Here is a 23,312-nt window from a genome sequence, read left to right on the forward strand (position 1 = left end):
ACCCGGCCACCCGGCCATCCGGCCATCCGGCCATCCGGCCACCGGCACCACGGCTCCCGGGGCGCGCGCCGCCCCGGGAGCCTCCCGTGTCCGGCCTGATCCGAGAGAAACCCCCTAGCGGGGGACGGCCCCGGCGGTGGCGGTCTCCTCGGGAGCCGGTTCCGGGAGGCGGGGGAAGGAGACATCGACGCGGAGCCCGCCGGAGGGGTGGGCGGTGGCGGTCAGGGGGGCGTCGTGGGCCTGGGCGATGGCGCGGACGATGGAGAGGCCCAGGCCGTGGTGGCCGTCGCGGCCGGCGGTGCGGTCCAGCCGGTGGAAGGGTTCGAAGAGGCGGTCGAGCTGGTCGGCGGGGATCGGACGGCCGGTGTTGGTGACCGAGACGACCGCGCGGCCCGCGCGGGTGCCGCAGTGGATCTCGACGCTGCCGCCGGGGATGTTGTAGTCGGTGGCGTTGTCGAGGAGGTTGGCGATGAGCCGCTCCACCAGCGCCGGGTCGCCGTGGCTGTGCGCGGCGGTGATCCGGGTGCCGACGCGCAGCCCGCGCCGGTCGAGTTCGGGGCGGGCGGCGGCGACGACCTGCTCGGTGAGCCGGGCCAGGTCCAGGGGGGCGCGTCGGTCCAGGCCGCGTTCGCCGGTGGTGAGGGTCAGCAGCGAGTCCAGCAGCCGGCCCTGCTGCTGACAGATCTCCAGCACCCGCCCGAAGGTGGCGCGCAGCTCCCCGGGGCCCGCGTCCTCGTCGATGAGCATCTCCTCGATCAGGGCGTGTTCGAGGGTGAGGGGGGTGCGCAGTTCGTGCGCCGCGTTGGCGACGAAGCGTTTATGGGTGCCGAGTGCCGTCTCCAGCCGCTCCAGCAGCCCGTCGACGGTGTCCGAGAGGTCCTTCATCTCGTCGCGCGGCCCCTCGGCGGCGAGCCGTTCGTGGAGATTGCGCGCGGTGATCGACTGGAGGGCGGAGTTCATGGTGGAGAGCGGGCGCAGCACCCGCCGGGCCACCAGCCAGCCCAGGGCCAGCGAGATCAGGATCATGATGGCGAGCGCGATCCCCGACTGCACCAGCAGGTTCTGGAGCATCGACTCGTGCTGCCGCTCCGCCTGCCGCCGCATGTCCTTGCCGAGGTCGAGCAGCGGCCCGTTCCCCGGTCCCTCGGTGGGCCCCTGGCCGGACCCCGGGGTGGGAGGGCCCGGGGCGCGCCGCACCTTGGTGACGACATTCCGGGGACGGGTGCTCACCAGCAGATAGACGATGGCCAGCAGCACCGTGCCGGAGACGGTGAACAGCGTTCCGTAGAGCAGGGTGAGCCGGGTGCGGACCCGGCTCGGCCGTAACCGGGCGGGCGGGCGCGGCAGCCGGGGGAGGCGCGGGACGCGGGAGGCGCGGGGGGCTGCGCGGAGGGTACGGGGCATGGGTGCGGCCTCTCGGCCGGCTCGCGCACGGGCGCGGGCCGGCGGGACGACGGGCTGGGGCGGGGGCCGGTGCTGGTCAGGGGCCGGTGGCGGGCGCGGCAGGGCGCGGGCCGTGGGTCAGATGCGGTAGCCGCCGCGCGGGACCGTGTCGATCAGCGCCGGGCTGCCGATCTTGGACCGCAGCCGGCTCACCGTCGCCTTCACCGTGGTGGTGAACGGGTCGGCGGCCTCGTCCCAGACCCGTTCCAGCAGCTCCTCCGCCGAGACCACCCGGCCCTGCGCCGCGAGCAGATACTCCAGCACCGCCAGCTCCTTGGGGCTGAGCGCCAGCTCGCGCCCGCCCCGGGTGGCGACCCGCCGCGCCGGGTCCAGGCTCAGATCGCCGTGGACCAGGATCGGCGGCACCGCCGGCTGCGACCGCCGTCCGATCGCCCGGATGCGGGCGATCAGCTCCTGGTACGCGAACGGCTTCGGCAGATAGTCGTCGGCGCCCAGACTCAGCCCCTCCACCCGGTCCGCGATGGTGCCGGACGCCGTGAGCATCAGCACCCGCGAGGTCGCCCCCGCCACCAGCGTCCGGCAGACCTCGTCGCCGTGGACCCCGGGGATGTCCCGGTCCAGCACCACCACGTCGTAGTCGACCACCGAGGCGCGCTCCAGCGCCTCCGCGCCGTCGTGGACGACATCGACCGCCATCCCCTCGCGCCGCAGCACCCGCGCCACGGACGCGGCCAGTTCGGCCTGATCCTCCACCACCAGAACTCTCATCGCCCGCCCTCCGCCGAACGCACCTTCCGGTCCCCGGACGGTGCCCACCAGCCTGCCCGCCCCCCGGTCGCACACCGGTCACAGCGCGCCGGCCCGCCTCAACGTACCCGGCGCCGGCCCGTCACCGTCAGGTCCCGGTGCGAACCGCGCTGTGACCGGACGACTCGTAGAACGGAGTCGTCACACCGCAACGCATCGGCGTCACCAGCGGGCCCACCGCCCACACGGACGGCCCGAGGACACGGAGGGACCAGCACATGAGCAGGACACACGCACCCGGCGGCCGACGCGCCGCCGCCAGGGCCGCGATGGCCTTCGCGGCCATCACCGTGCTCAGCCTCACCGCCGTCGCCTGCGGGGAGTCCGACGACGGGGGCTCCGGCGACGACGGCGGCAACTCCGCCCCGAAGGGGGAGGGGACCGGCACCGCCGACCGCACGGCGGCCCTGGTGGCGTACTCGCAGTGCATGCGGGAGAACGGCGTCGCCTCCTTCCCCGACCCCGTCGACGGCCGGCTCCGGCTCCAGGTGCAGCGCGGCGGGCCGCTCGACCCGGAGAACGCCACCTACAAGTCGGCCCAGCAGGCCTGCAAGGACAAGGAGCCCCCGGGCCTCGCGAGCGGCTCCGGCGCGGGCAGCGACCAGGAGAAGCAGCTGCTGAAGTTCGTCTCCTGCATGCGGGAGAACGGCGTACCGGCCTTCCCCGACCCGGTCGAGGGGCGCCTCCAGCTCAACCGCGGCCCGGAACTCGACCCCGAGTCCCAGGTCTTCAAGAAGGCCGAGGAGACCTGCCGCAAGCACATGCCGGGCGGCGTCGCCCCCGGTCCCGGACCCAACTGAGACCGGCGGTGGCAGTGATGAGCGACGAGGCACCCGAGACGGCGCCGAGGGCCGGGGCGGCGACCGGCCCGGTGACGGGGCCGGAGCCGGAGACGCAGCCGGGGAAGGAAGCGGAGGCCCAGGCGCCGGCCGGGACGGTCGCGCCGGGCGCGCCCGCCGGGAAGCCCGAGCCGCGCCGGCACCGCCGCCGGCGCAGAGGACCCCTGCTCGTCGCCGCCGCCGTGGTCCTGGTGGCCGCGGCGGGCGGGGCGGTCGCCGTCACCGACCCGTTCGGCGGCGACCCGGTGGCGGCGCCGGACCAGGAGCGCGGCGGCGCGGTCGCGACCGTACGGGAGGGTCCGCTCTCCGCGCAGGTCAGCCAGGTCGGCACCCTCTCGTACGCCGCCCGCCCCGACGGCGGCGCGCACACCGCCGTCAACCAGTCCCGGGGCATCTACACCTCCCTCCCGGCCGTCGGCGATGTCATCAAGTGCGGCGAGACCCTCTACGGCGTGGCCGACCGGCCCGTCCCCCTGCTCTGCGGCTCGCGGCCCTTCTACCGCGATCTCGCGTACGGCGACGAGGGCCGGGACGTCAAGGCGCTCAACCGGAATCTGCTGGCCCTCGGCCACGCCGGCTCCGGTGAGATCGACGAGGACTCCGACGAGTTCGGCGCCGAGACCCGGGAGGCGCTGATCAACCTCCAGGACGAGATCGGCGCCGAGGAGACCGGGCGGCTGAAGCTCGGCGACGCGGTGCTGCTCCCCGGCCCCCTGCGGGTCACCAGGACGGTCGCCCAGCTCGGCACCCGGGCCGTGCCCGGCTCCCCGGTCGTGGAGGCCGGCACCACCAGCCGCCAGGTGCGGGTGGAGCTGAACGCCTCCCAGCAGACCGGGGTGAAGACCGGCGACCGGGTGCGGGTCACCCTCCCCGACAACCGCACCACCCCCGGCCGGGTCAGCCGGATCGGCACCATCGCCACCTCCTCGTCCGGCGACGGCGACGGCGGCGACCGCGAGGAGGCCTCCGCCTCCGGCGCGTCCACCGCCGCGCTCCCCGTCTACATCACCCTGGAGCGCCCCAAGGACGCGGGCAGCCTCGACCAGGCCCCCGTCCAGGTCCAGATCACCACCGCCGGGGTGAAGAAGGCCCTGACCGTCCCGGTGACCGCGCTCGTCGGTCTCGCCGGGGGGCGGTACGCGGTGGAGCGGGTCACCGCGGCGGGCGGGCGGGAGACCGTGCCCGTCACCCTCGGGCTCTTCGACAGCGCCGGGGGGCAGGTCCAGGTGACCGGCGCGCTCGCGGCCGGCGACCGGGTGGCGGTGCCCTCGACATGACCACCCTTCCCTCGCCCCGGACGGTCCCGGGCGCCGTGTCCGCGGCGCCCGCGGCGCCTTCCGCGTCCGTCGCACCCGCCGTCCTGGAGCTGACGGCGGTCACCAAGACCTACGGCGAACAGCCGCCGGTCGCCGCGCTCCGGGGGGTCTCCTTCACCGTCCGCCGGGGTGAACTGGTCGCGATCGTCGGCCCCTCCGGCTCCGGCAAGACCACCCTCCTCCAGGTGATGGGCACCCTGGAGCGGCCCACCGAAGGGGTCGTACGGATCAACGGCATCGACATCGCGACACTGGACGACCGGCGGCTGGCCGCCCTGCGCGCCCGCAGTATCGGCTTCGTCTTCCAGCAGTTCTTCCTCGCCGAGTACGCCACGGCGCTGGAGAACGTCGCGGACGGGCTGCTGTACGCGGGCACCGGGGTCCACGAGCGGCGCCGGCGGGCGTCGGACGCCCTCGCCCAGGTCGGGCTGGGGCACCGGGAGGGCTTCAGGCCGGGGAAGATGTCCGGCGGCGAGCGCCAGCGGGTGGCCATCGCCCGGGCGCTGGTGGGGCGGCCCGCCATCGTGCTCGCCGATGAGCCCACCGGAAATCTCGACAGCACCACCGGCGCCGCCATCGTGGCACTGCTCCACCAGCTCAACGCGGAGGGCGCGACGATCGTCGTCATCACCCACGACGCGCAACTCGCCGCCCGGCTCCCGCGCCAGGTGCACGTACTGGACGGGCGGATCGTCTCGGACAGCACGGGCGGCGGGAACAGCACGGGCGGCGCGGGCGCGGGGGAGGAGAGCGGATGAACGCCGAGGACCTCACCGCCCCCGCCCGGCTGCGCCTCGGCGACCAGGCCCGGCTGGCCAGTATCGGCATCCGCTCCCGTCCGCTGCGCGCCGCGCTCTCCGCGCTCGGGATCGCCATCGGGGTGGCCGCGATCGTCGCCGTCCTCGGGCTGTCCTCGTCCTCCCAGGCCGGGCTGCTCGCGGAGATCGACCGGCTCGGCACCAATCTGCTCAAGGTCACCAACGGGCAGACCCTCAGCGGCAAGGAGGCACAGCTCCCGCTGGAGGCCCCCGCCCGGCTCTCGATGCTGGACCCGGTCGAGGAGATCGCCCATGTGGGGACGGTCGCCGACGCGAAGGCGTACCGCAGCCCGCTGGTCCCCTCCACCAACACCAACGCCCTCCAGGTCAGGGCGGCGAGCCTCAATCTGCTCCCGGTGATCGCCACCGGGGTCGCCCACGGGCGCTGGCTGAACGAGGCGACCGCCACCAAGCCGGTGACCGTGCTCGGCGCGACCGCCGCCGAGCGGATGGGGATCACCCGGGTCTATCCGGGGCAGCGGGTCTGGCTGGGCGGCCAGTGGTTCTATGTCGTGGGCATCCTGGAGCCGGCCGCGCTCACCGGCGAGATCGACACCAGCGCGCTGATCGGCTATCCGGCGGCGCGTGACTATCTCAACCATGTCAGCGTCGTGGCGGGGAAGCCCGTCGGCGGCCCGCCGAGCACGGTGTACGTCAGGTCCGCCACCGACCAGGTGGGCGCGGTGCAGTCGGTGCTCGCGCAGACCGCGAACCCGCAGGCGGCGGGGGAGGTCGACGTCAGCCAGCCGTCCGACGCGCTCACCGCGCGCGCGGCGGCGGAGGGCGCCTTCAACAGCCTCTTCCTCGGCCTCGGGGCGGTGGCGCTGATCGTCGGCGCGGTCGGTGTCGCCAACATCATGATCATTTCGGTTCTGGAACGGCGGTCCGAGATCGGGCTGCGGCGGGCGCTGGGGGCGACCAGGAGCCAGGTGCGCGGCCAGTTCCTCGCCGAGGCGGTCATGCTGGCGCTGATCGGGGGCGCGGTCGGGGTCGGGGCGGGGGTGGCGTCGACCGCCATCTACGCCAGTACCCAGGACTGGGCCGTGGTGATCCCGGTCGAGTCCTGGGTCGGCGGGATCGTCTCCGCCCTGCTGATCGGTGCGCTCGCGGGGCTGCTGCCCGCGATCCGGGCGGCGCGACTCTCCCCGACGGAGGCGCTGCGCACCGTGTGAGACCGCCCGCGCGGACACCGTTTTTTGGGGGGTGTCCGTGAGGGCAACGAGGGGGGTACGGGCCACCGGTGGGGTGTGGTCCGTACCCCCTTGCGGTTGTTCCCGGCGGGGTCCGGGGAGGGCCCTAGGGGATGCGGGGTCCCGGAATAGGGGACTTCTATGGGTACGCACGGGAACACGCGTTGTTATAGTCGGATTTGAGCTGAGCAGTGAGGGGGTCGGGGGACCCGTCCTCACGCCGGCAGGGGGGTGAAGCGGGGGCCTCCACCTGGGAAAGCGTGCGACGGGGAGGGTGCGCGACGGGGGGAAGTTTCTCGCCACCACGTCTTCTTCAGCAGACCACGATCACTCCGGCGGAGCCCGGTCCCGACACCACGCGCGCCGCCCGGCGCCGGCGTGGGGTCTCTCGGTGGACGGGCACGGGGTGGTCGCTCCCGGGTGGGATCACATCGTGAGGAGTCTCAGTGGAGTCGGGGACCAAGCACGTACAGCAGCACGTACAGCAGGCGCAGCACACACAGCAGCAGCACGCGCAGCACGTACAGCTCGCGCAGTTCGTCCAGCCCGTTCAGGAACCGGTTGTCCAGGTCGACGTCGACGCGCTGCACTCCGCGGACTCGCCGCGGATTCTCGGTGAGAGCACGGACCATGTGGAGGCGCTCGCGACGGCGCACGCGGAGCTGCCGCCGATCATCGTGCACCGGCCCACGAACCGGGTCATCGACGGGATGCACCGGCTCAAGGCGGCGCGGCTGCGGCGGCAGGGCACGATCGGCGTGCGGTTCTTCGACGGCGACGCCGCCGACGCCTTCGTGGTCGCCGTCAGCATGAACATCGCCCACGGTCTGCCGCTCTCACTGGCGGACCGCAAACAGGCCGCCGAACGCATCATGACCTCGCATCCGCAGTGGTCGGACCGGATGGTGGCGGCGGTGACGGGGATCGCCGCGCGCACGGTCGCCGGGATGCGGAAACGGGTGCCGGGGGTGGCGTCCGCCGACAGCGCCCGGATCGGGCAGGACGGGAGGGTGCGGCCGGTCAACCGGGCGGTGGGGCGGAGGCTGGCGAGTGCGCTGATGACCGAGAACCCGGGGCTCTCGCTGCGGCAGATCGCGCAGGCGGCGGGGATCTCGCCGGAGACGGCGCGCGATGTGCGGAACCGGCTCAGCCGGGGGGAGGACCCGGTGCCGGGGGAGCGGGGGGCGGGCGGCTGCGGGGGCCGCCCGGCCCGTGCCGCCGCTCCGGCCGCGCCTCCGGAGCCGCCTCCGGTCGACCGCGCGATGATCAAGGACCGCGCCCTCCTGGTGGCCCGGCTGCGCGCGGACCCCTCCCTCCGCTTCAGCGAGAGCGGGCGCACGCTGCTGCGCCTGCTGAACATGCACACGCTGGAGGCGGCGGGGTGGGATCACTTGGTGGATCATGTGCCGCCGCACTGGGGTGGGGTGGTGGCGCAGTTGGCGCGGGATCACGCCAAGATCTGGGCGGAGTTCGCGGCGAAGGTTGAACGCCAGGTGACCCCTTCCCCCTGACCCCGGACCCGGCCCGCGGGGTGCGGGTCTCCTGTGGTGCGGGGTCTGTCCTCGAGCTCTCCCGGAGCTGCCTCTTTTCAGCCTCGCCGGCGTTTGAGGCGCGGGGGTTCGGGGGCTGGCCCCCGACCGTGGCCCGCAGGGTGCGGGGTCCTGTGGCGCAGGGTCCGTCCTCAAACTCCCCCAGAGCTGCCTCTGGGAGGTGCCCCCAGACGGGCTGGGTTTTGCTCGGGTTGCCTGTGGCGCGGGGTCCGTCCTCAAGCTCTCCCGGAGCTGCCTCTGGGAGGTGCCCCCAGACGGGCTGGGGTTGCTCGGGCTGCCCGTCGTGCGGGGGCGGTGGGGGCTAGGCGGCTGAGGGGAGGGACGGGGGGTGGGGGGCGTGCCAGATGGCCGCCAGGTCACGACGGGCCCGCGCCACCCGCGACCGTATCGTCCCCACCGGACACCCCACCACCTCCGCCGCCTCCGCATACGACAACCCCACCACACACGTCAGCACAAACGCCCTCCCCCGCCCCGGCTCCAGCCCCCGCACCGCGTCCCCCAGCGCCACCGCCTCCTCCAGCCCGGGCAGATGGCGCGGCTGCGCCCGGTCCGCCGCGCTCAGCCAGTCGGCGGTGTCGGCGACACGGGGCCGTACCGCCGCCCTCCGGTAGCGGTCCACCACCACCCGGCGGGCGATCGCCAGCAGCCACGACCGGGCGCAGGAGCGCCCGGCGAACCGTCTCAGACTCGGCAGGGCGCGCAGATAGGTCTCCTGGGTCAGATCCTCGGCCCCGCGCACATCGGCGGTGAGGTGCGCGACGAACCGCCGCACGTCCTCGTACGTGGCCCCCACGAACAGCTCGGCGGCCCGCTGATCGCCGAGCCCGGCCGCCAGCGCCCAGCCGGTGATCTCCGCGTCGCGGTCGCGCTCGGTCTCGACAACATGGGAAGAAAGCATCACAAAACGTCCTTCATGTCCGGGCAGAGCCCGTCAGGGATTCCCGTGGGGAATGGATGAGGTGACGAGGTGACGAATCAGAAGGAGAGCGCGGGCGGCCCGCGCCGGGGGAGCGCGCGCAGGGACACCAGGGACGCGGGCGCCCGGACCGGCGCCCCGTGGCCGGGCGGTACCCGGAGCGGGACCGGCGGGAGGCACACCCCGCACAGCACCGTGCGGACGAAGCGCAGCCGCCCCCCGGCGAACAGCCGGAGCGCGCGCGACAGTTGCACGAGCGCCCGCTCCCCGCGCCAGAGCCACCACCCGCACACCGCCCCGGCGAGCAGATGGGCCATCCCCATCGCACCGGTCAGCGGGGTGAGCGCGGACGGATCGAGCACACCGCCGGACGGCGCCCGCGCCATCCCCGTGTGCCCGGGCGGATGGAGCCCGCCGCCCCCGGCCGGCGGATGGGCCACCAGCCCGAAGAGCATGTGCAGCGCCAGTTGCCCGGCGGCGCTCGCCGCGACGACGCACCGCGCGGAGCGTTCCGTACGGGTGAGCCGCCAGGCCGCCGCGCATACCGGCGGGATCACCACGAGATATCCCCAGAGGGAGGGTGACGCACCGTCGGAGGAGAGCGCATGGCCGAGCCCGGACACCACGACGCACACAGCGGCGAGCACCGCGGTGTGGGCGAGGCGGAGTGCGGGTCCGGCTCCCATGGGAGTCATGGTGCCAGTGGGACCTGGGGTCCGGGGAAGACCCGCTGATGCCGACACATCGCCCGATCACGCCCTTTGCCCGGACACCCGGACACAGTGATGCACGTCACTGAGGAGTGCCGGGAACTTTCCGGCCACCGTGTCCGACACCTCCACCGACACGCCCCGCACGCGCCCCGGGCCCGCGCGGGTCTCAGCGAGGAGCGGAGCCGAGCCGATGCAGCCGAACACGGAGCGAGCGACTCCGGAGCCGGAGTCCCCCGACGGCGCCGCCGGGCAGCACCCCGGGCCGACGGCGGCGGGCACGGGCACGCGCGCGGAGGGCATGGGATCGGGATCGGGATCGGGATCGGGAGCCGAGGGCACGGGAGCGGGATCGGGAGCCGAGGGCGGACAGGGCCTGGTCTCCATCCCCCGCGCGCGGGAGCGCTCCCAGCCCCGGATCACCCTCCGCTCGGACCTGCGCAACAGCGTCCTGGACGGCACGGTCGCCCTCGCCATCACCGCCGTCATCTTCGTGATCCTCTATCTCCGCATCCGCGCGAAGACCTCCTCCACGGTCACGGTCATGCCCTTCATGGCCGACACCGGCGCGTTCTGGGTCTACTTCGTCAGCCAGGCCTTCGGCTGGTCGGCGCTGCTGTGGGCCTGGGGCACGGTCATCCTCGGGCTGCTGCTCTCCGGCCCCCGCCCGTCCTGGCTGCCGATGTCGGTCCCCCGGCTGGAGCGCCTGCACCGCACCACCAGCATCAACACCATCGCCCTGATCTTCGCGCACGCCCTGGCCTTCGCCGCCGAGCTGATCCGCCACGACACCGACACCTGGTACGGCAGCACCTGGACGGCCTTCGTCGAGTCCTTCGTGCCCGGCGGCTACGAGTCCGGCACCGGCCGAATCGCCATCCCCATCGGCCAGGCCGCCCTCTATCTCGCGATCCCGCTCGGTCTGCTCTTCTACATACGCCACCGCATCGGCCCCAGGACCTGGCGGGTGATGCACCGCTTCGTCCTCGTGGTCTATGTGCTGAGCGTGTGGCACACCCTGCTGTACGGGACCAACGTCTGGTACGATGGCTGGTTCCGCACCTCCATCTGGCTGCTGCAACTCCCCATCGCCGCCCTCTTCCTGGTGCGGCTGCTCCGTCCGGCGCGCCGCTCCCAGCGGCTGACCGCGCCCGGCGCGCGCTCGGGTTCGGCGGCCGGCTGGGGCCTGCGGCTCACCGGCCGGGTACTGGCCGCCGCGGCCATCGCGGTGCTGCTCGCGGTGGTGATCTCGGGCCGTGACGGCGGCCGTACGGAACCCCCCGCCGACACCTCCTCCACCCACAACCACGACTGACCCGGCGGCCCCCGCCCAGGCGTTCGCGAGACACCCTCCGCCCCCGTTCGGCAAGCCGCCGCGCGGGGGCTTTCGCCTGTGCGGAAGGGAATTTCGGGGGCCGCTCCCGGCGGCTCATCACGCCGTGAAAACTGCGTTGCGGGTACCCCCACCCCCTGTCAGGATCGGGGCATGACCACAGGAAAGGCGGACACCGCCACCACCCGGTGAGTGCCGTGACGCATCAGCGTCCGGGCGCTCGGCCCCGACGCAGTTTCCGAGTTCTCGCAGTACGCATCCGTGGGTATCGCACGCGTTGACGCGCGTCGTTACGTCCACGGAGCGGACCCCTCTCCTCCTCCCCGAACGCCTGCCGCCGGCGTGCGCCTCCGCGCGCCGGCCGGCCGGCCGAGCGCGGGGGAAGGGGCCGCGCGGGAGCCCGACCGACGTTCCACCCGGCACACGCGAGTGGAACCGCCGCCGCCGGCCCCACCGGACCATGGCCGCCGACGGAAGACCTCGCCGCGTACCTCCCTCTCAAGGTGATGAAGATGACCACGACCCTGCCCCGAGCCGTACCGGCCACCCCGCCCGGCCCCGATATGCCCTGTTCGCAGGGCGAGCCGGGGCTCGGCGACACGGCACCGGCGAACGGTCCGCGCGGCATGCGTGGCATGCGTGGGCGCGACCGCCGACGGCTCGGCTGAGGCCGGGCGGGAGCGGGTGATGACGATGACGACACACGTGAGGATGAGGACGATGGCGGCTGTACCGCGACTGACGATGACCGTGACCCCGTTCAACGGCGCCTCCGAGGACGACGAGAGCTGGGACCCCGGCTGATCCGGGGGCCCCGGGGGCCCGGACGGCGAACCGCCCGGCGCGGAGACCTCCCCGAGGGGAGGCCCGTGCCGGGCGGTTCGCCGTGCTCCGGTGGGCTGCCGCGTCACCGCGTCACCGCGTCACCGCGTCACCGCGTCATGCGTCACTTGGTGAGCGCGGTCTGCATCTCCTGGAGGATCTTGCCGGCGGCGGTGTAGCCGATGCCCTGAATCCACAGCTCGTCCTCGACCGGGAAGACGTTGCCCTTCTTCACCGCGCCGAGGTTCTTCCACAGCGGACCGCCGAGGACCTCGGTGGCCTTGGCCTTCTTCGGGTCGCCGATGGTGGAGTGGAAGATGACATCGGCGTCGGCGGTGTCGATCTTCTCGGGGCTCACATTGAGCATGAAGCCCTCCTCCGCCTTGTCGGTGATGGCGGGGCGGCCCAGACCGACATCGGCGAGCAGCGTGCCGATGTAGTTCTCCTTGCCGTAGATGCGGATGTCCGCGCCCTCGATGAAGCGCACCATGTTGACCTCGGTGCCGGCGGCCTTCTCCTTGCCGCCCAGGGCCTCGGTGACGGCGGCGGTCTGCTTCTTGTAGCCGGCGATCGCCTTCTCCGCCTCGGCCTCCTTGCCCAGCGCCTTCGCGTGGGTCAGGAAGTTCTCCTTCCAGGGGAGGCCGGTGGACTCGGTCATCACGGTGGTCGCGATGGCCGACAGCTCCTTGTACTTGTCGGCGTGGCGGATCTTGCTGGTGAGGATCAGATCGGGGTCGAGCGCCGCGATGGTCTCCAGGCTGGGGTCCGGCATCTCGCCGACCAGCTTGACGCCCTCGACCGACTCCTTGGGCAGATGGCCGGGGAAGCCCGAGGGGGTGTCGGTGCGGGTGGCGCCGACCGGCTTCACACCGAGGGTGATCACGGAGTCCAGCTCGGCGGTGTCGAGCACGACGACGCGCTTCGGCTCGGCGGGCACCTTGACATCGCCCATGGCCGTCTTGACGACCGTCGTCTTCGAAGCCGCCTTGTCCGCGCCCTTGTCCTCGGAACCCGAGCCCGAGTCCGAGCCGGAGCCGCAGGCGGTGAGCGTGAGAGCACCGGCGAGTGCGGTGGCCAGGGCGAGAGTTCGGCGGCGCGAGGAGGTCGTGCTGATCATGGACATTCCGCTTTCGTGCTGGGGACCCGACGCAGGTTTGGTAAGGCTTGGCTAAGTGTAAGTGTGTTTGGCTGAATCCCGACAGGGGGATCGGCTACCGGCGCGGGCCGGGGCTCGCCACCGCCTGCAGTTCGAGCTCCGCGTCGAAGGGGGGCGGTTCGACCTGGGCGTGGAAGGTCAGCACCACCGAGCGGCTGACCGACGCCCAGACCGTGTCGTCGTTCCAGTCCCCGTCGAGGACATCCACCTCGTGCTCGTGGAACGCGAACGCGGACTTCGTCATGAACCCCTCGATGGTGATCTCGGCCTCGACGGTCACCTCGCCGACGACCAGACCGTGGTCGTACTCCTCATGGCTGTGCCAGTCCAGGGTCGAGCGGTCGGGGTGGACGGACTTCACGGTCGGGGAGTCCAGCAGGGCGGGTATGTCGACGTCCTCCAGGTCGAGTCCGCCGCCGTCCCGGTGCGGATAGCCGTCCAGGAGGGTGGCGACCTCCCGTCCCGCGAGGTTCTCGCAGGCACCGTCGACGGCGTCCCGCAGCACCTCGTGGAGGGACCGGTCATAGGACTCCCAGAGGTCCTCGGGCCGTTCCGGTACGTGCTCCTCCTCGTCCGGGCCCGGTTGTGCGGACGTGAGGGAGACCGGCAGCCGGAGGGTGACCACGCACGACCGCTCGTCCGGCTCCCCGCCCCGGCTGGTGTCGACGACCGAGACCCGCTCGCCGAGCGGGGGCGGCACGGGGTTCCGGGAGGGCTCCAGGACGAGGAGGAAGGCGATGGGGGAGGGGTACTGGGTCAGCCGGTTGAGGCTCCAGGGCAGGGAGTCCCCGGAGCCCCGGCCCTCCGCCCGGACCTTGACCTCGAACGGGAAGAGCGACGACGACCCGTTGGGCGAACAGAAATAGTCCGGGCCGCCGTCCAGCGTGCCGGGCCGCAGATCGAACCCGCGCCGCTCCAGATACTCCGTCAGCTCATCCAGCAACGGGGAGGGGTCCCCCGGGGAGAGGGAGCGCACGGTACGTGCGGGGTCCGGCCCCATGAACCACAGCAGCGCCGTCAGCAGCCGTTCCGCATCCGGGAGCAGCTCCGCCTCGGCGCCGAACGGCATGATCCGGTACATCTGTCCGTACACGCTCCGGCGAGCGAATTCGAGCGGGCTGCCCTCCCCCGCGAGCCGGTTGCGGCCCAATGCCAGCGGAAGCCGCCCTTCCGTCCAGGAGGCGGAGGTGAGCCCCTGCCGGCCGGACAGCTCCGCCAGATGCGTCAGTACTTCCGGTACCCCGAGGAAACGCGGCCCGCCGGGCAGCCCCTGCTCGACGAACCGGTGGATCGACGCGGCGCGCGGGCGGTCCAGGAGGGGTTCGCAGACCATGAGGTGGGTCGAGGGGGAGCGGGAGAGCCGGGTGCCCGACTCCGTGAGCTCCCGTGTGGACTCCATCCCCAGGGTGTGGTCGAGGACCACCATCACCCGGCGTACGGAGGAACCGTGGACGATCCTCAGGACCTTGTCGAAGGGCACGCCGGTGGCGCGTGCTTCCCCCGGGACGGAGTCCGGGACCGCCCAGGCGGGCAGCTCCGGCCCGTCGCTCTCCAGCGTCCGCGCCGCGATGTAGAGGAAGAGCGCGTCCTCGGCCCGGTCGCAGGCCGCCTGGACCGCTTCCAGCACGGCTCGGGCGTCCGGAGGGTCCAGCACGGTCACACAGCGGTAGTCGGGCAGATTCCACCCGGCGGGGGAGGTCAGCAGGCCGCGCATCTCGTCCAGCGCGTCCGCCACGTTCCACAGGCGCGGAAGGCGGGTGTAGGCCGAGACGCCGATGAGCACCGCCGCACTGCGCTCCGGGTCCGGAAGCGGTGAGACGGTCTCCAGCTCCGGTTCGGTCTCCGGTTCGGTCTCCGGTTCGGCCTCCGGCTCCGGCTCCGGGTCCGGGTCCGGCTTCGGCACGACCGGTGCCGCCCGCCCCCCACCCCGCAGGACCCTCAGCAGCTCCCCCGACGCCTCCGCGAACGGCCGCAGCTCCTCGTCGTCCCGTGGATCGTCCGGGAGGGGGGAGCCGGAGGTCTCGACGGCGACGGCCCCCAGGCCACGGGGGGACGGCGGGTGGGCGGCGATGTAGCGGGTGAGGGCCGAGTGCATCAGCCAGGCGTCCCGGCGGGCCAGGGCCGAGGTCAACCGGCGCCGGGCCGTGCCCTGGAAGACCAGCACCGGCGGGGCGCCCCCGGTGCGCTCGACGGCGAGGACACCACTGGTGAGCAGCTCGGCGACCTCCCCGAGGCCCGCCTCGGGGACCACCTCCTGCCGGATGAGCTGGAGCAGCCGCAGCCCGATCCGGCTGAACGGGCTGCAGAGCGCCGCCAGTCGGACGGCGGCCGGGGTCCCGGTGCGGAGGAACGCCTCCGCCGCGTCCGGGGAGGCCCCGGCGGGCCCGGGCGCGTCGAAGGGGGTGGGCAGCGTGCCCGAAGCGGGGAGGAGGACCGCGTCGTACCCCTCCGGCGCGCCGTGCGCGAACCCGCGCGCCCAGCGGCCCAGCGAGTGGGGCGAGAAGGTCAGGGTGGGGAGCGCGACCCAGACCGGGCCGCCGCCCGGCGCCGGGGGCGGGGCGGGGAGCAGCGGCGCGGTGAACTCCAGGTCCCGGTTGGCGGCGGCGGGGGTGCGGTGGGTGACCCGGACGGCGGGGAGATCCAGCGCCGTGCGCCCCCACAGCCTGCCCGGGAGCGGATTGATCAGGGCGACGGGCACCCGGGCGGCCCAGTGGCGGACCAACTGCCAGCTCCGCGGCGCGTACCAGCCGCCGGCCGTGCAGTCGGAGACCACCAGCACCAGCCGCCGCCCGCCGGGCGCCGCCACCCGGCCCGGGGCGACGGTCCGCCCGGCGCGGTCCACCACGCGGGGTTCGTCGCCCGGCAGGAGCCGTACGGTGTCGACCCGGCGGAAGGTGCCGAGGCCGGCGAGGAGCGAGGTGAACTCGGCGACGGTGTCCGCCCACACGGCCATCGACGGGCTGTCGTCGACGACGAGCAGCACATCGAACCACGGCTCGGGCGCCGGGCCGAGCACCGGAAGCAGCTCACCGGCGCGGAGGCTGTGGCGCACGGTCGCCGCCAGGTCCAGCACCCGGCGCGGGCCCTGCGTCCAGCGGAGGCTGAAGGGGCGCAGGGCCCGGGCGAGCCGCAGCCGCCCGGGGAGCGCGGGCCCGGCGGCGACGGTCACCGGGGTGCCCGGGGGTGCCGGGGTGCCGGGCAGCGTCTCGTACAGCGCGAGCGCGGGGCGCGGCTCGGGAACGGGCGCGGGGGCGGGGGCGGCGGGGTCCGCCGCACGCGGCCGGTCGGGCTCGCCCGCCGAGCGCGCCCCGCCCGCCCGCTCGACAGCGCCCCCGGGGCCCGCCGCCTCCCCGGCGGAAGGGTTCGCGGGCGGGACCGGTGTGCTCCCCGCCGCCAGCCAGAGCACATCCGCGAGGGCCGCGGAGTCGGTCCCCTCGGGCAGCAGCTCGACGAGCACGTCGGTGAGCACCCGCCCGAGCCCGCCCGTGCCCGGGGGAGCCGCACCGCTGGTGATCCCGCCGGGTCCGGCGGGCGGTGGGTCGGTGGGATGGGTCGTGGCATGGCCTGTGGGGGCGGGCGGGGGACTGACCGTGGGTTCGTCCGGCAGCGGGCCCGTGGGGTCGCTCCCCGCGCCGCCCGTGGGGCCGACCGTGGCGTCGCGCATGGCGCCGTCTGTGAGGCCGGGCGGAGGGTCACCCGTGGCACTGCCCGCTGGATCGGGCGTGGGGGCGCCCGTGCCCGGGGGAGCCGCACCGCTGGTGATCCCGCCGGGTCCGGCGGGCGGTGGGTCGGTGGGATGGCCTGTGGGGGCGGGCGGGGGGCTGCTTGTGGGTTCGCCCGGCAGCGGGCCGCCCGGGTGGCCGTCCGCTGTCCCGCCCGGCAGCGGGCCCGTGGGGTCGCTCCCCGTACCACTCGTGGGGTCACCCGTGGCGCCGCCCGCCGGATCGGGCGTGGGCCTCCCGCCACCGGGAGCCCCAGCGCCGGGGGCCGCCCCGGAGGCACCCGCGGCCTCCCCCGGACCTGCCGGCCTCCCCGGCTCCTCAGGCACTGTTCAGGCGCTGGGTCAGCAGCGCGAGCAGCCGCTCACGCTGCTCTCCCCCGGGCGCGCGGTCGTCCGTCACCAGGGCCACCGCGTTGAGGAGCTGGTCCACGGCCAGGCCCTCGCCGCGGACGATCCGGGCGGCGAAGCCCTCGATCAGCTCGGGGACCGGGCCCACGGAGGCCGTGCCCTCGCCGAGATGCGCCTCCACCGCGCGGCGCAGGGTGTCGGCGGTGGGGGCGGGCATCGCGTACCGGATGCAGCGGCGCAGGAACGGGGGCGCGAAGTCCCGTTCCCCGTTGCTGGTCATCACGATGAACGGGAACTGGCTGCACCGCACCACCCCGTCGGTCACCGGGTGGGTGCCCCGGGTGTCCCAGGTGCGGACGGGTACGCCCGCCCGGGGGCGCCGGGCCAGTTCGGGGATCTCGAACTCGCCGCGCTCCAGCACGTCCAGGAGATCGCTGGGGAGATCGAGGTCGCTCTTGTCGATCTCGTCGATCAGCAGCGCCCGGGGGTTGCCCCCGCCGGGCAGCAGCGCGGTGCCCAGCGGGCCGAGGCGCAGAAAGGGCGCGATCTCGTCGGCCTGTTCGGCCTGTTCGGCCTGTTCGGCCTGTCCGGTCCGGTCGGCCTGTTCGGCCCGGTCCGCCCGTGTGGCGTCGTCCCCCGGCCCCGGCGGCGGGCTCGCCGCCATCTGGCGCAGCCGCAGCGCGTGGATGTGGGCCAGGGCGTCATAGCCGCAGAGCGCCTCGGCCAGGGTGCTCCGCGAGGTGATGTGCCAGCGCAGCACCGGCCCCAGCTTCAGCTCGGCCGCGACCTGTTCGACGACGGTGGACTTGCCGGTGCCCGCCGAGCCGGTGATCAGCAGTGGCCGGCGGAGATAGAGCGCCGCGTTCACCGCGTCCGTGAGGCCCTCGGGCGGCTGGAAGGTCCGGGGGGCGGGCCGGCGCGGGAAGGTGCGCCACGGCGGCGGTCCCGCGAGGGTCACATCGCGCGGGGTGCCGTCGCCGGTGTAGTACGCGTTCCAGGTCATCGGGTTCCTCGGGGAGACGGGTGGGCGGGGGCCGGGGAGGGAGCGGGGGAGCGGGCGGTCTCGAACCACTGGCAGAAGTCCAGCCACTCCAGGTCGTGCCAGACGGCCCGCAGCTCCGCCAGCGCGTCGAGGAGCGGGCCGTCGTCGGTCCCGGGAGCGGGGGCGAGGCCCGCGTCGGCGTGCCGGCGCCGCCGGTAGGCGTCCCCGAAACCGGCCGGCAGCCGGGACCACAGCTCGTCCAGGCTCCGCCGCTGCTCTGTGCCCGCCCGCCCGTCCTCCGCGCCGGGCCAGAGCAGGATCGGGGTGTACGGGAGCAGCGCGTCGGCGACCTCGGCCAGGTGCGGCGGCCGGTGGTCGACCCCGATGGCCCGCTGGTAGCGGCCGATGCGGAGGAACTCCCCGAGGGCCGCCAGATCCCCGGCGGCGTCCGCGTCCAGCCAGTCGACGGGCGCCCGCCCGCCCGGGGCGGGCTCCGCCAGCGCCCGCAGCTGTTCGCGCGCCACCCTGTTCATCCGGCCCAGCCGCCCCGGCACGGAGAGCCGGTGCGCCCACCGCAGGGTGACGGTGCGGTCGACACCCAGCTCGTACAGGCCCGCGCGGGCCCGCTCCGGCTGCCAGCTCAGCAGGACGGAGCTGGGGGCCACGATGTCGACATGGCGCACCGGAGCCCCCGGCGGCAGCAGGGCCTCCGCCCAGTCGAGGATCTCCGGGAGCATCTCCTCGACCCCCGCCCGGGTGGGCTCGCAGCCGAACTCCTGCCGGTGGTCGCAGCGGTCGCCCTCGCGCAGCCAGACGGAGAGCGACTCCGGCCAGTCGACCCGCGCCGCGTGCAGACTGATCACCAGCCGTGGTTCGCGCCGGGCGCGCAGCTCGGCGATGCCGTCCCGGGCGTCGGCGAGGGCGATCACGGCGTCGGTCCGCCGTGCCCACTCCCGGGCGGGGCCGTCCGAGCAGTCCAGGCCGCAGACATCGGCGACCGCCGCCACACACCGGGCGAGCCCTCCCCCGGTGCCGCCGGCGCTCGCGGGGGCGGTGCGCAGGGCCGCGTACTCCAGCAGATGGCGCAGCAGCTCCCCGCCGGTCAGCCCGGCGGGCGGCCGGAGCGGGGGGTGGGCCGGTCCCGAGGTCGCGGAGAGCCGGTTGACCAGGGTCACCGCGTCCCGGAGCCGGGCCGTGGTGAGGCCCGACGCCCAGCCGGTGAGGAACGCGGCGGTGTCGACGGCGGCCACCAGGGCCCCGGCGACCTCCCGTACCCACAGGGCCTCCGGCGCGGGCGAGCCGATGGCCCGGGCGGTCAGCGCGACCAGCTCCGCGCGGGTCCAGCCGCCGGGCGGCGGGAGCGGGGCCCCGGGCCAGGCGGCGAGGGCGTCGGCGAGGTCCGCCCCACCGGTCTCGCCGAGACAGCCGCCGGGCCGGCCCCCGGCGGGCAGATGGCAGGCGTTGTGGGCGAGCCACAGCTCGTCCACGGCGTCCGGGTCGCCGTCGAAGTCGTTGATCATGACGTTCTGGTTCGACAGCTTCCCGCCCAGTACCCGCTTGGCGTGCCGGGGCAGCAGGAACTCCCCGGCGTCCGGGACACCTTCGCGCAGCACGGAGGTGAGGGCGCGGCTGAAGTCCAGGCTGTACGCGGGCCGGTGGGCGGCCGTGGCAGCGAGGACGGTGACCCGCTTGAGGCCTTGGGCGTAGCCGCCGGCGAGATTGGCGGCCGGCGGCGCGCCGGCCGCCGCGTGGCAGGTGTCGACGAGTGCGACGACCCCGCCGATCCCCGGCTGGTCGGCCGCCGCCGCGAGCAGCGCCCCCACGTCGACCGAGCCGCCGGCCTCGCCGGGCGCGGAGTCGTTCGCCATGTAGTGCAGGGTGGTGGCGTCGGCGGGCGCCTGGCCGTGGCCGATGAAGACGAGGACCAGCACCGCCCCCGCTTCCCCCGCGCACTTGATCGCCGCGCGGACCGTCTCGTCGATGAGCTGCCTGGTCGCCGCCCCGGAGCGCACCTCGTCCGTGCCGTCGGCGCCGGAGGGCTCGCAGCCGCCGGTCCGGGGGTCGGTGAGCGCGTCGAAGAGCGCGGCGGCCACCGGGGCGAGACCGGTCAGCTTCCGCTCCCGGGCGCACTGGGTGGCGACCACCAGCGCCTGCCGGGGCGGCCCGGCGGGCCCCGGGGCGGCGGTGGCGGCGGTCATGAAGCGGCGGACAGGGAGGCCAGCGCCTCCATCACCGCTCCGGCCGGCTCCGGCCTGCGCAGATAGGTCGTGGCGCTGTGGACCCAGAGGCGGCAGGAGTCGAGCGGCACCGACTCCGGCCGCACACCGGCCTCGTTGGGCAGGACGATGTCGTCGAACGGATGGCGCGGCACGATCAGATCGTCCCGGTCGGCGAAGTCCAGCCAGCGGCCGACGCACGCCGGGGTGGTGGGCGGGCTGGGCCGGAGCCGGGGCCAGACGACGGCCCGGGTGGCGATCGGGGAGCCGATGGTGACGAACAGCGGCACCTCGCCCGGGTAGCCGTCGGCGAGGGTCTCCAGGGCGATCACACTGCCCAGGGAGTGCCCGATGACGATCGTCGGCCGCTCCGGGTCCAGAAAGCTCCGCACCCGCTCCCGGATGCGCTGGTCGAGGGGGGTGGTGTGGCCGTTCTCGGCGTGGCGGGCGAGATAGCGGCCGGGCTGCGACCAGTCCCGCAGCGCCTCGTGGGCGGTCGCCCAGCGCGCGAGGCGGCGCGCCAGCGGCAGCGAGGCGAACAGGGAGCAGGCGTCGATGACATGGCGGGCGGTGCCCAGCAGGCCCTGGGCCTCCGCGCCGGCCAGCGCCTCGGGGGAGAGCTGGGCGCGCGCCCGGGCGAGACGGGCGTCGCCCCGGTTCTCGGGCCGTTCGGCCTCCCGTTCGAGGAACTCGCCCATCAGCGCGAGCGTTATCCGGGCCTGCTCCTCGTCGAGCCGGTCCGCCGCGTCCACCACGCCGCCCGCGCCCTGCGGCTCGGCGCCGGAGTCGGGGTGGAACAGTTCCTCGTAGTGGGCGAAGACGGTCTCCACGTCCCAGCCGCCGGTCAGCCCGGATATCGCGGCCGAGTGACCGGCCGCGCGGGCGCCTTCGGCGAGGGCGCTGGTCCAGCTCTGCCGCGAAGCGTCCGGGTCGCGCGGCCCGCCGACGCCGTGCACGAAGACGATCACGGGCCGCCCGCCCCGCCCGCTCCCCGCCCCGGCCCGATCCGTGCCCCCGTGCTCTCCCACCGTGCGCAACCTCCCGTGCCACCCGCCGCACGGCCGCGGACCCGTGCGCGTCAGTGCGAGGACGCTATCAAGACCCGTGCCCGGAGGGGCTGGAGAGCCGGGATCAGGGGAGCCCCGGGGAGCCCTCGCACGGAACCGGCCCGCCGGCCGCCGGCCGCCGGCCGCCGGGCGCCGGGTGCCGGGTGCGTGGTCCGGGCTCTGCCCGGCGCCGCCCTCCGCCGGGTCGGGTGGTGTGCCCGGTCGGGCGGTTCCCGGCGCCGGCTCGGTGTGGGGCGCCGCGGCGGATGGTCGTCGTCCCGGCGTCGGGATGCCCGGACGGCCGGTCCGGTGGTGTGGCCGGCTCGGTGTGGGGCGCCCCGGCGGGTGGTCGTCGTCCCGGCGTCGTACCGTCAGCGTCCCGGCGCCCGGGTGCCGGTGGCGTGCGTCTGCGCCGGGCGGGCGCGGCCGTCGTGCTGCCGGAGGCGGCGGTGCCGGAGGGTGCCGGGTGCGCGGTCCGCGCTTCCCCGGCGCCGGGGCCTCCGCCGGATCGGGGTCAGTACCGCAGCGTCGTGCCCAGCTCCGCCCTGACCTCGCCGGAGAGCTTGCGGTTGCTGCGCGCGGTGGCGTCCTTGGTCGCTCCGGCGGCGACATCCGCCACCGTGACCACCACCGTGTCCAGCAGATTCCCGCTGGAGTCGCGGTAGTCGACCCGCACGGCGAAGGACTTCGCCGATTCCACCGTGTTCCGCGCGCTCACCTCGACCGTCGCGCGGCCGTCGGAGTCGGTCGCCGGGGAGCCGAGCCTCACATCGGCCCGGGCGTCGACCCCGCCCTTGATCTCGTCGAGCCGCTTCCCGGCGGACGCCGTTGCCGAGGAGACCGCCGACACCGCCCGGGAGGCGACATCCGACGCGCCGCCGCCGCCCCCGTCCGAGCACCCGGCCGCCACGAGCGTCAGCGCCACCGTGATCCCGGCCCCTGCCACAGCCCCGCGCCACCGCGCGCCCGCCTTCTCCGTCCGCTCCATGGCACCAGTCAAGGAGCGGGCGGGCCGGCCCGCACGCCCGTGTACGCCGTACGGGTCATCACCGCAGGTCTGTTAGGGGGCCGTACGAACCGGGAAGGCTGACCCTCCGTGGGGCGGCGGGGAGGCGCACCGCGGCGGCGGGCCCTTCCGCGCGAGGGGTTCCCGCGCGGAGAATTCCGGCGCCGGACCGAGCCGGCCCACCGATGTCCGGAGACCCATGCACCGCTTATTCCCGGCCTCTGACGTACAGGACCAGTGATGACCTTTTCCCAAGCGCGCACCCGAACCGCCGATGTCAACGGAGTCTCCCTCGCCTACCAGGAGACCGGTGACGGCGATCCCGTCGTCTTCGTCCACGGTGACCTCAGCGATCTGCGGACGTGGGACGCCCAGCTCCCCGTCGTCGGCGCGTCCCACCGGGCCATCGCCTACAGCAGGCGCTACGCCAGGCCCAACCCGGACATCCCGCCCGGGACGGCCAACCCGATGGAGCCCCATGTCGATGATCTGCTCGCCTTCCTCGACGAGGTCGGCGCCGCCCCCGCGCATCTCGTCGCCAACTCCTGGGGCGCGTTCATCAGTCTGCTGGCGGCGGTGCGGCGGCCGGAGTCGGTCCGCAGCCTCGTGCTGGAGGAGCCGCCGGTGGTGCCGCTCTATCTGAGCCCCCGGCCCCGCCCGGTGGAGCTGCTGAAGCTGCTGGGGCACCCCGGGGCGCTGCGGCTCCTGGCCGAATTCCAGCTGAGGACCGTCACACCGGCCGGGCGTGCGTTCGCCGCCGGGGACGACGAGCGGGCGATGCGGATCTTTCTGCGCGGGGTGCTCGACGACCGGGCGTACGCCGCGCTGAAACCGGAGCGGCTGCCGCAGATGCGCGAGAACCTCTCCGCGCTCCGCGCCGGGCTCTTCGACGCGGGGATGCCGCCGCTGGACACGGAGGCGGTACGCCGGGTCCGCACCCCCGCCCTGCTGGTGACGGGGGTGCACACGGCGCCGATATTCCACCGGCTGATGGACCGGCTGGAGGAACTCCTCCCCGACACCGAGCGGATCAGCATCGCCCACGCGTCCCATCTGACGCACGAGGAGAACGCGCCCGCGCTCAACGCGGCGGTGCTGGACTTCATCGGCCGGCACTGAGGAGCGGGGC

The 23,312-nt window shown here is 74.7% G+C and carries 18 protein-coding genes; 8 read left to right on the top strand and 10 right to left on the bottom strand.

The genetic code is table 11. The features are described 5' to 3' along the window. Nucleotides 1-114 precede the first annotated feature (114 nt). Nucleotides 115-1,404, bottom strand: coding sequence for a sensor histidine kinase (locus ABT122_RS23740; protein ID WP_351555701.1), 1,290 nt, complete (start codon nt 1,402-1,404; stop codon nt 115-117). Between the two features lie 117 nt (nt 1,405-1,521). Further along, nucleotides 1,522-2,172, bottom strand: a complete 651-nt coding sequence (locus ABT122_RS23745) for a response regulator transcription factor (RefSeq protein ID WP_351555703.1) — start codon at nt 2,170-2,172, stop codon at nt 1,522-1,524. Between the two features lie 257 nt (nt 2,173-2,429). Between ABT122_RS23745 and ABT122_RS23750 the strand changes: the two genes are divergently transcribed. From ABT122_RS23750 to ABT122_RS23770, 5 genes are all read left to right on the top strand, one after another. Beyond that, on the top strand, nt 2,430-3,011 hold the full coding sequence (locus ABT122_RS23750) for a hypothetical protein (RefSeq protein ID WP_351555706.1): 582 nt from the start codon (nt 2,430-2,432) through the stop codon (nt 3,009-3,011). A 17-nt stretch (nt 3,012-3,028) separates the two neighbouring features. After that, a complete protein-coding gene (locus ABT122_RS23755) occupies nt 3,029-4,327 on the top strand; it encodes an efflux RND transporter periplasmic adaptor subunit (protein WP_351555709.1) in 1,299 nt (432 codons plus the stop codon). Then, entirely contained in the window at nt 4,324-5,124 is an 801-nt protein-coding gene (locus ABT122_RS23760) for an ABC transporter ATP-binding protein (RefSeq protein WP_351555711.1), read from the top strand. Before ABT122_RS23755 ends, ABT122_RS23760 begins: the two co-directional genes overlap by 4 nt. Continuing rightward, nucleotides 5,121-6,356, top strand: coding sequence for an ABC transporter permease (locus ABT122_RS23765; RefSeq protein ID WP_351555713.1), 1,236 nt, complete (start codon nt 5,121-5,123; stop codon nt 6,354-6,356). Before ABT122_RS23760 ends, ABT122_RS23765 begins: the two co-directional genes overlap by 4 nt. A 464-nt stretch (nt 6,357-6,820) precedes the next feature. After that, nucleotides 6,821-7,885: a ParB/RepB/Spo0J family partition protein gene (locus ABT122_RS23770; protein WP_351555715.1), complete on the top strand. Its 1,065-nt coding sequence runs from the start codon at nt 6,821-6,823 to the stop codon at nt 7,883-7,885. A 340-nt stretch (nt 7,886-8,225) separates the two neighbouring features. Here the strand turns inward: ABT122_RS23770 and ABT122_RS23775 are convergent, their stop codons facing one another. After that, nucleotides 8,226-8,825: a sigma-70 family RNA polymerase sigma factor gene (locus ABT122_RS23775; protein ID WP_351555718.1), complete on the bottom strand. Its 600-nt coding sequence runs from the start codon at nt 8,823-8,825 to the stop codon at nt 8,226-8,228. Between the two features lie 77 nt (nt 8,826-8,902). Beyond that, nucleotides 8,903-9,529: a hypothetical protein gene (locus tag ABT122_RS23780; protein ID WP_351555721.1), complete on the bottom strand. Its 627-nt coding sequence runs from the start codon at nt 9,527-9,529 to the stop codon at nt 8,903-8,905. A gap of 325 nt (nt 9,530-9,854) precedes the next feature. Here ABT122_RS23780 and ABT122_RS23785 point away from each other — a divergent pair, with 325 nt between their 5' ends. Beyond that, on the top strand, nt 9,855-10,868 hold the full coding sequence (locus tag ABT122_RS23785) for a ferric reductase-like transmembrane domain-containing protein (protein ID WP_502976195.1): 1,014 nt from the start codon (nt 9,855-9,857) through the stop codon (nt 10,866-10,868). A gap of 530 nt (nt 10,869-11,398) precedes the next feature. After that, the gene (locus ABT122_RS23790) at nt 11,399-11,554 is read left to right on the top strand and encodes a hypothetical protein (protein WP_351555726.1); all 156 of its coding nucleotides are present in this window, start codon (nt 11,399-11,401) and stop codon (nt 11,552-11,554) included. A gap of 278 nt (nt 11,555-11,832) precedes the next feature. Here the strand turns inward: ABT122_RS23790 and ABT122_RS23795 are convergent, their stop codons facing one another. The 6 genes from ABT122_RS23795 to ABT122_RS23820 form a co-directional block, all read right to left on the bottom strand. After that, nucleotides 11,833-12,825, bottom strand: a complete 993-nt coding sequence (locus ABT122_RS23795; RefSeq protein WP_351555729.1) for an ABC transporter substrate-binding protein — start codon at nt 12,823-12,825, stop codon at nt 11,833-11,835. Between the two features lie 94 nt (nt 12,826-12,919). Then, nucleotides 12,920-16,528, bottom strand: a complete 3,609-nt coding sequence (locus ABT122_RS23800; RefSeq protein WP_351555732.1) for an SAV_2336 N-terminal domain-related protein — start codon at nt 16,526-16,528, stop codon at nt 12,920-12,922. 376 nt (nt 16,529-16,904) lie between these two features. Then, a complete protein-coding gene (locus ABT122_RS23805) occupies nt 16,905-17,936 on the bottom strand; it encodes a MoxR family ATPase (protein WP_351555735.1) in 1,032 nt (343 codons plus the stop codon). After that, nucleotides 17,933-20,113: a vWA-MoxR associated conflict system protein gene (locus tag ABT122_RS23810; protein ID WP_351555738.1), complete on the bottom strand. Its 2,181-nt coding sequence runs from the start codon at nt 20,111-20,113 to the stop codon at nt 17,933-17,935. The genes ABT122_RS23805 and ABT122_RS23810 overlap by 4 nt, the downstream gene beginning before the upstream one ends. Then, a complete protein-coding gene (locus ABT122_RS23815) occupies nt 20,110-21,099 on the bottom strand; it encodes an alpha/beta hydrolase family protein (protein ID WP_351555741.1) in 990 nt (329 codons plus the stop codon). The genes ABT122_RS23810 and ABT122_RS23815 overlap by 4 nt, the downstream gene beginning before the upstream one ends. Nucleotides 21,100-21,691: 592 nt before the next feature. After that, nucleotides 21,692-22,165 carry a hypothetical protein gene (locus ABT122_RS23820; protein ID WP_351555744.1) on the bottom strand — a complete coding sequence of 158 codons (474 nt, stop codon included), beginning with the start codon at nt 22,163-22,165 and terminating at the stop codon, nt 21,692-21,694. A 258-nt stretch (nt 22,166-22,423) separates the two neighbouring features. On the opposite strand from ABT122_RS23820, the gene ABT122_RS23825 reads away from it, so the two are divergent. Next, complete coding sequence (locus tag ABT122_RS23825) at nt 22,424-23,302, top strand: alpha/beta fold hydrolase (protein WP_351555747.1); 879 nt, start codon at nt 22,424-22,426, stop codon at nt 23,300-23,302. Nucleotides 23,303-23,312 lie beyond the last annotated feature (10 nt).

This window comes from Streptomyces sp. NPDC001985 (genome assembly GCF_040296845.1).
Lineage (GTDB): Bacteria > Actinomycetota > Actinomycetes > Streptomycetales > Streptomycetaceae > Streptomyces.

What these genes read in the sequence shown, in the direction of transcription:
- ABT122_RS23740 (WP_351555701.1), bottom strand. Translation starts at nt 1,404, where the DNA reads ATGCCCCGTACCCTCCGCGCAGCCCCCCGCGCCTCCCGCGTCCCGCGC.
- ABT122_RS23745 (WP_351555703.1), bottom strand. Translation starts at nt 2,172, where the DNA reads ATGAGAGTTCTGGTGGTGGAGGATCAGGCCGAACTGGCCGCGTCCGTG.
- ABT122_RS23750 (WP_351555706.1), top strand. Translation starts at nt 2,430, where the DNA reads ATGAGCAGGACACACGCACCCGGCGGCCGACGCGCCGCCGCCAGGGCC.
- ABT122_RS23755 (WP_351555709.1), top strand. Translation starts at nt 3,029, where the DNA reads ATGAGCGACGAGGCACCCGAGACGGCGCCGAGGGCCGGGGCGGCGACC.
- ABT122_RS23760 (WP_351555711.1), top strand. Translation starts at nt 4,324, where the DNA reads ATGACCACCCTTCCCTCGCCCCGGACGGTCCCGGGCGCCGTGTCCGCG.
- ABT122_RS23765 (WP_351555713.1), top strand. Translation starts at nt 5,121, where the DNA reads ATGAACGCCGAGGACCTCACCGCCCCCGCCCGGCTGCGCCTCGGCGAC.
- ABT122_RS23775 (WP_351555718.1), bottom strand. Translation starts at nt 8,825, where the DNA reads ATGCTTTCTTCCCATGTTGTCGAGACCGAGCGCGACCGCGACGCGGAG.
- ABT122_RS23780 (WP_351555721.1), bottom strand. Translation starts at nt 9,529, where the DNA reads ATGGGAGCCGGACCCGCACTCCGCCTCGCCCACACCGCGGTGCTCGCC.
- ABT122_RS23785 (WP_502976195.1), top strand. Translation starts at nt 9,855, where the DNA reads ATGGGATCGGGATCGGGATCGGGATCGGGAGCCGAGGGCACGGGAGCG.
- ABT122_RS23790 (WP_351555726.1), top strand. Translation starts at nt 11,399, where the DNA reads ATGACCACGACCCTGCCCCGAGCCGTACCGGCCACCCCGCCCGGCCCC.
- ABT122_RS23795 (WP_351555729.1), bottom strand. Translation starts at nt 12,825, where the DNA reads ATGATCAGCACGACCTCCTCGCGCCGCCGAACTCTCGCCCTGGCCACC.
- ABT122_RS23800 (WP_351555732.1), bottom strand. Translation starts at nt 16,528, where the DNA reads ATGCGCGACGCCACGGTCGGCCCCACGGGCGGCGCGGGGAGCGACCCC.
- ABT122_RS23805 (WP_351555735.1), bottom strand. Translation starts at nt 17,936, where the DNA reads ATGACCTGGAACGCGTACTACACCGGCGACGGCACCCCGCGCGATGTG.
- ABT122_RS23810 (WP_351555738.1), bottom strand. Translation starts at nt 20,113, where the DNA reads ATGACCGCCGCCACCGCCGCCCCGGGGCCCGCCGGGCCGCCCCGGCAG.
- ABT122_RS23820 (WP_351555744.1), bottom strand. Translation starts at nt 22,165, where the DNA reads ATGGAGCGGACGGAGAAGGCGGGCGCGCGGTGGCGCGGGGCTGTGGCA.
- ABT122_RS23825 (WP_351555747.1), top strand. Translation starts at nt 22,424, where the DNA reads ATGACCTTTTCCCAAGCGCGCACCCGAACCGCCGATGTCAACGGAGTC.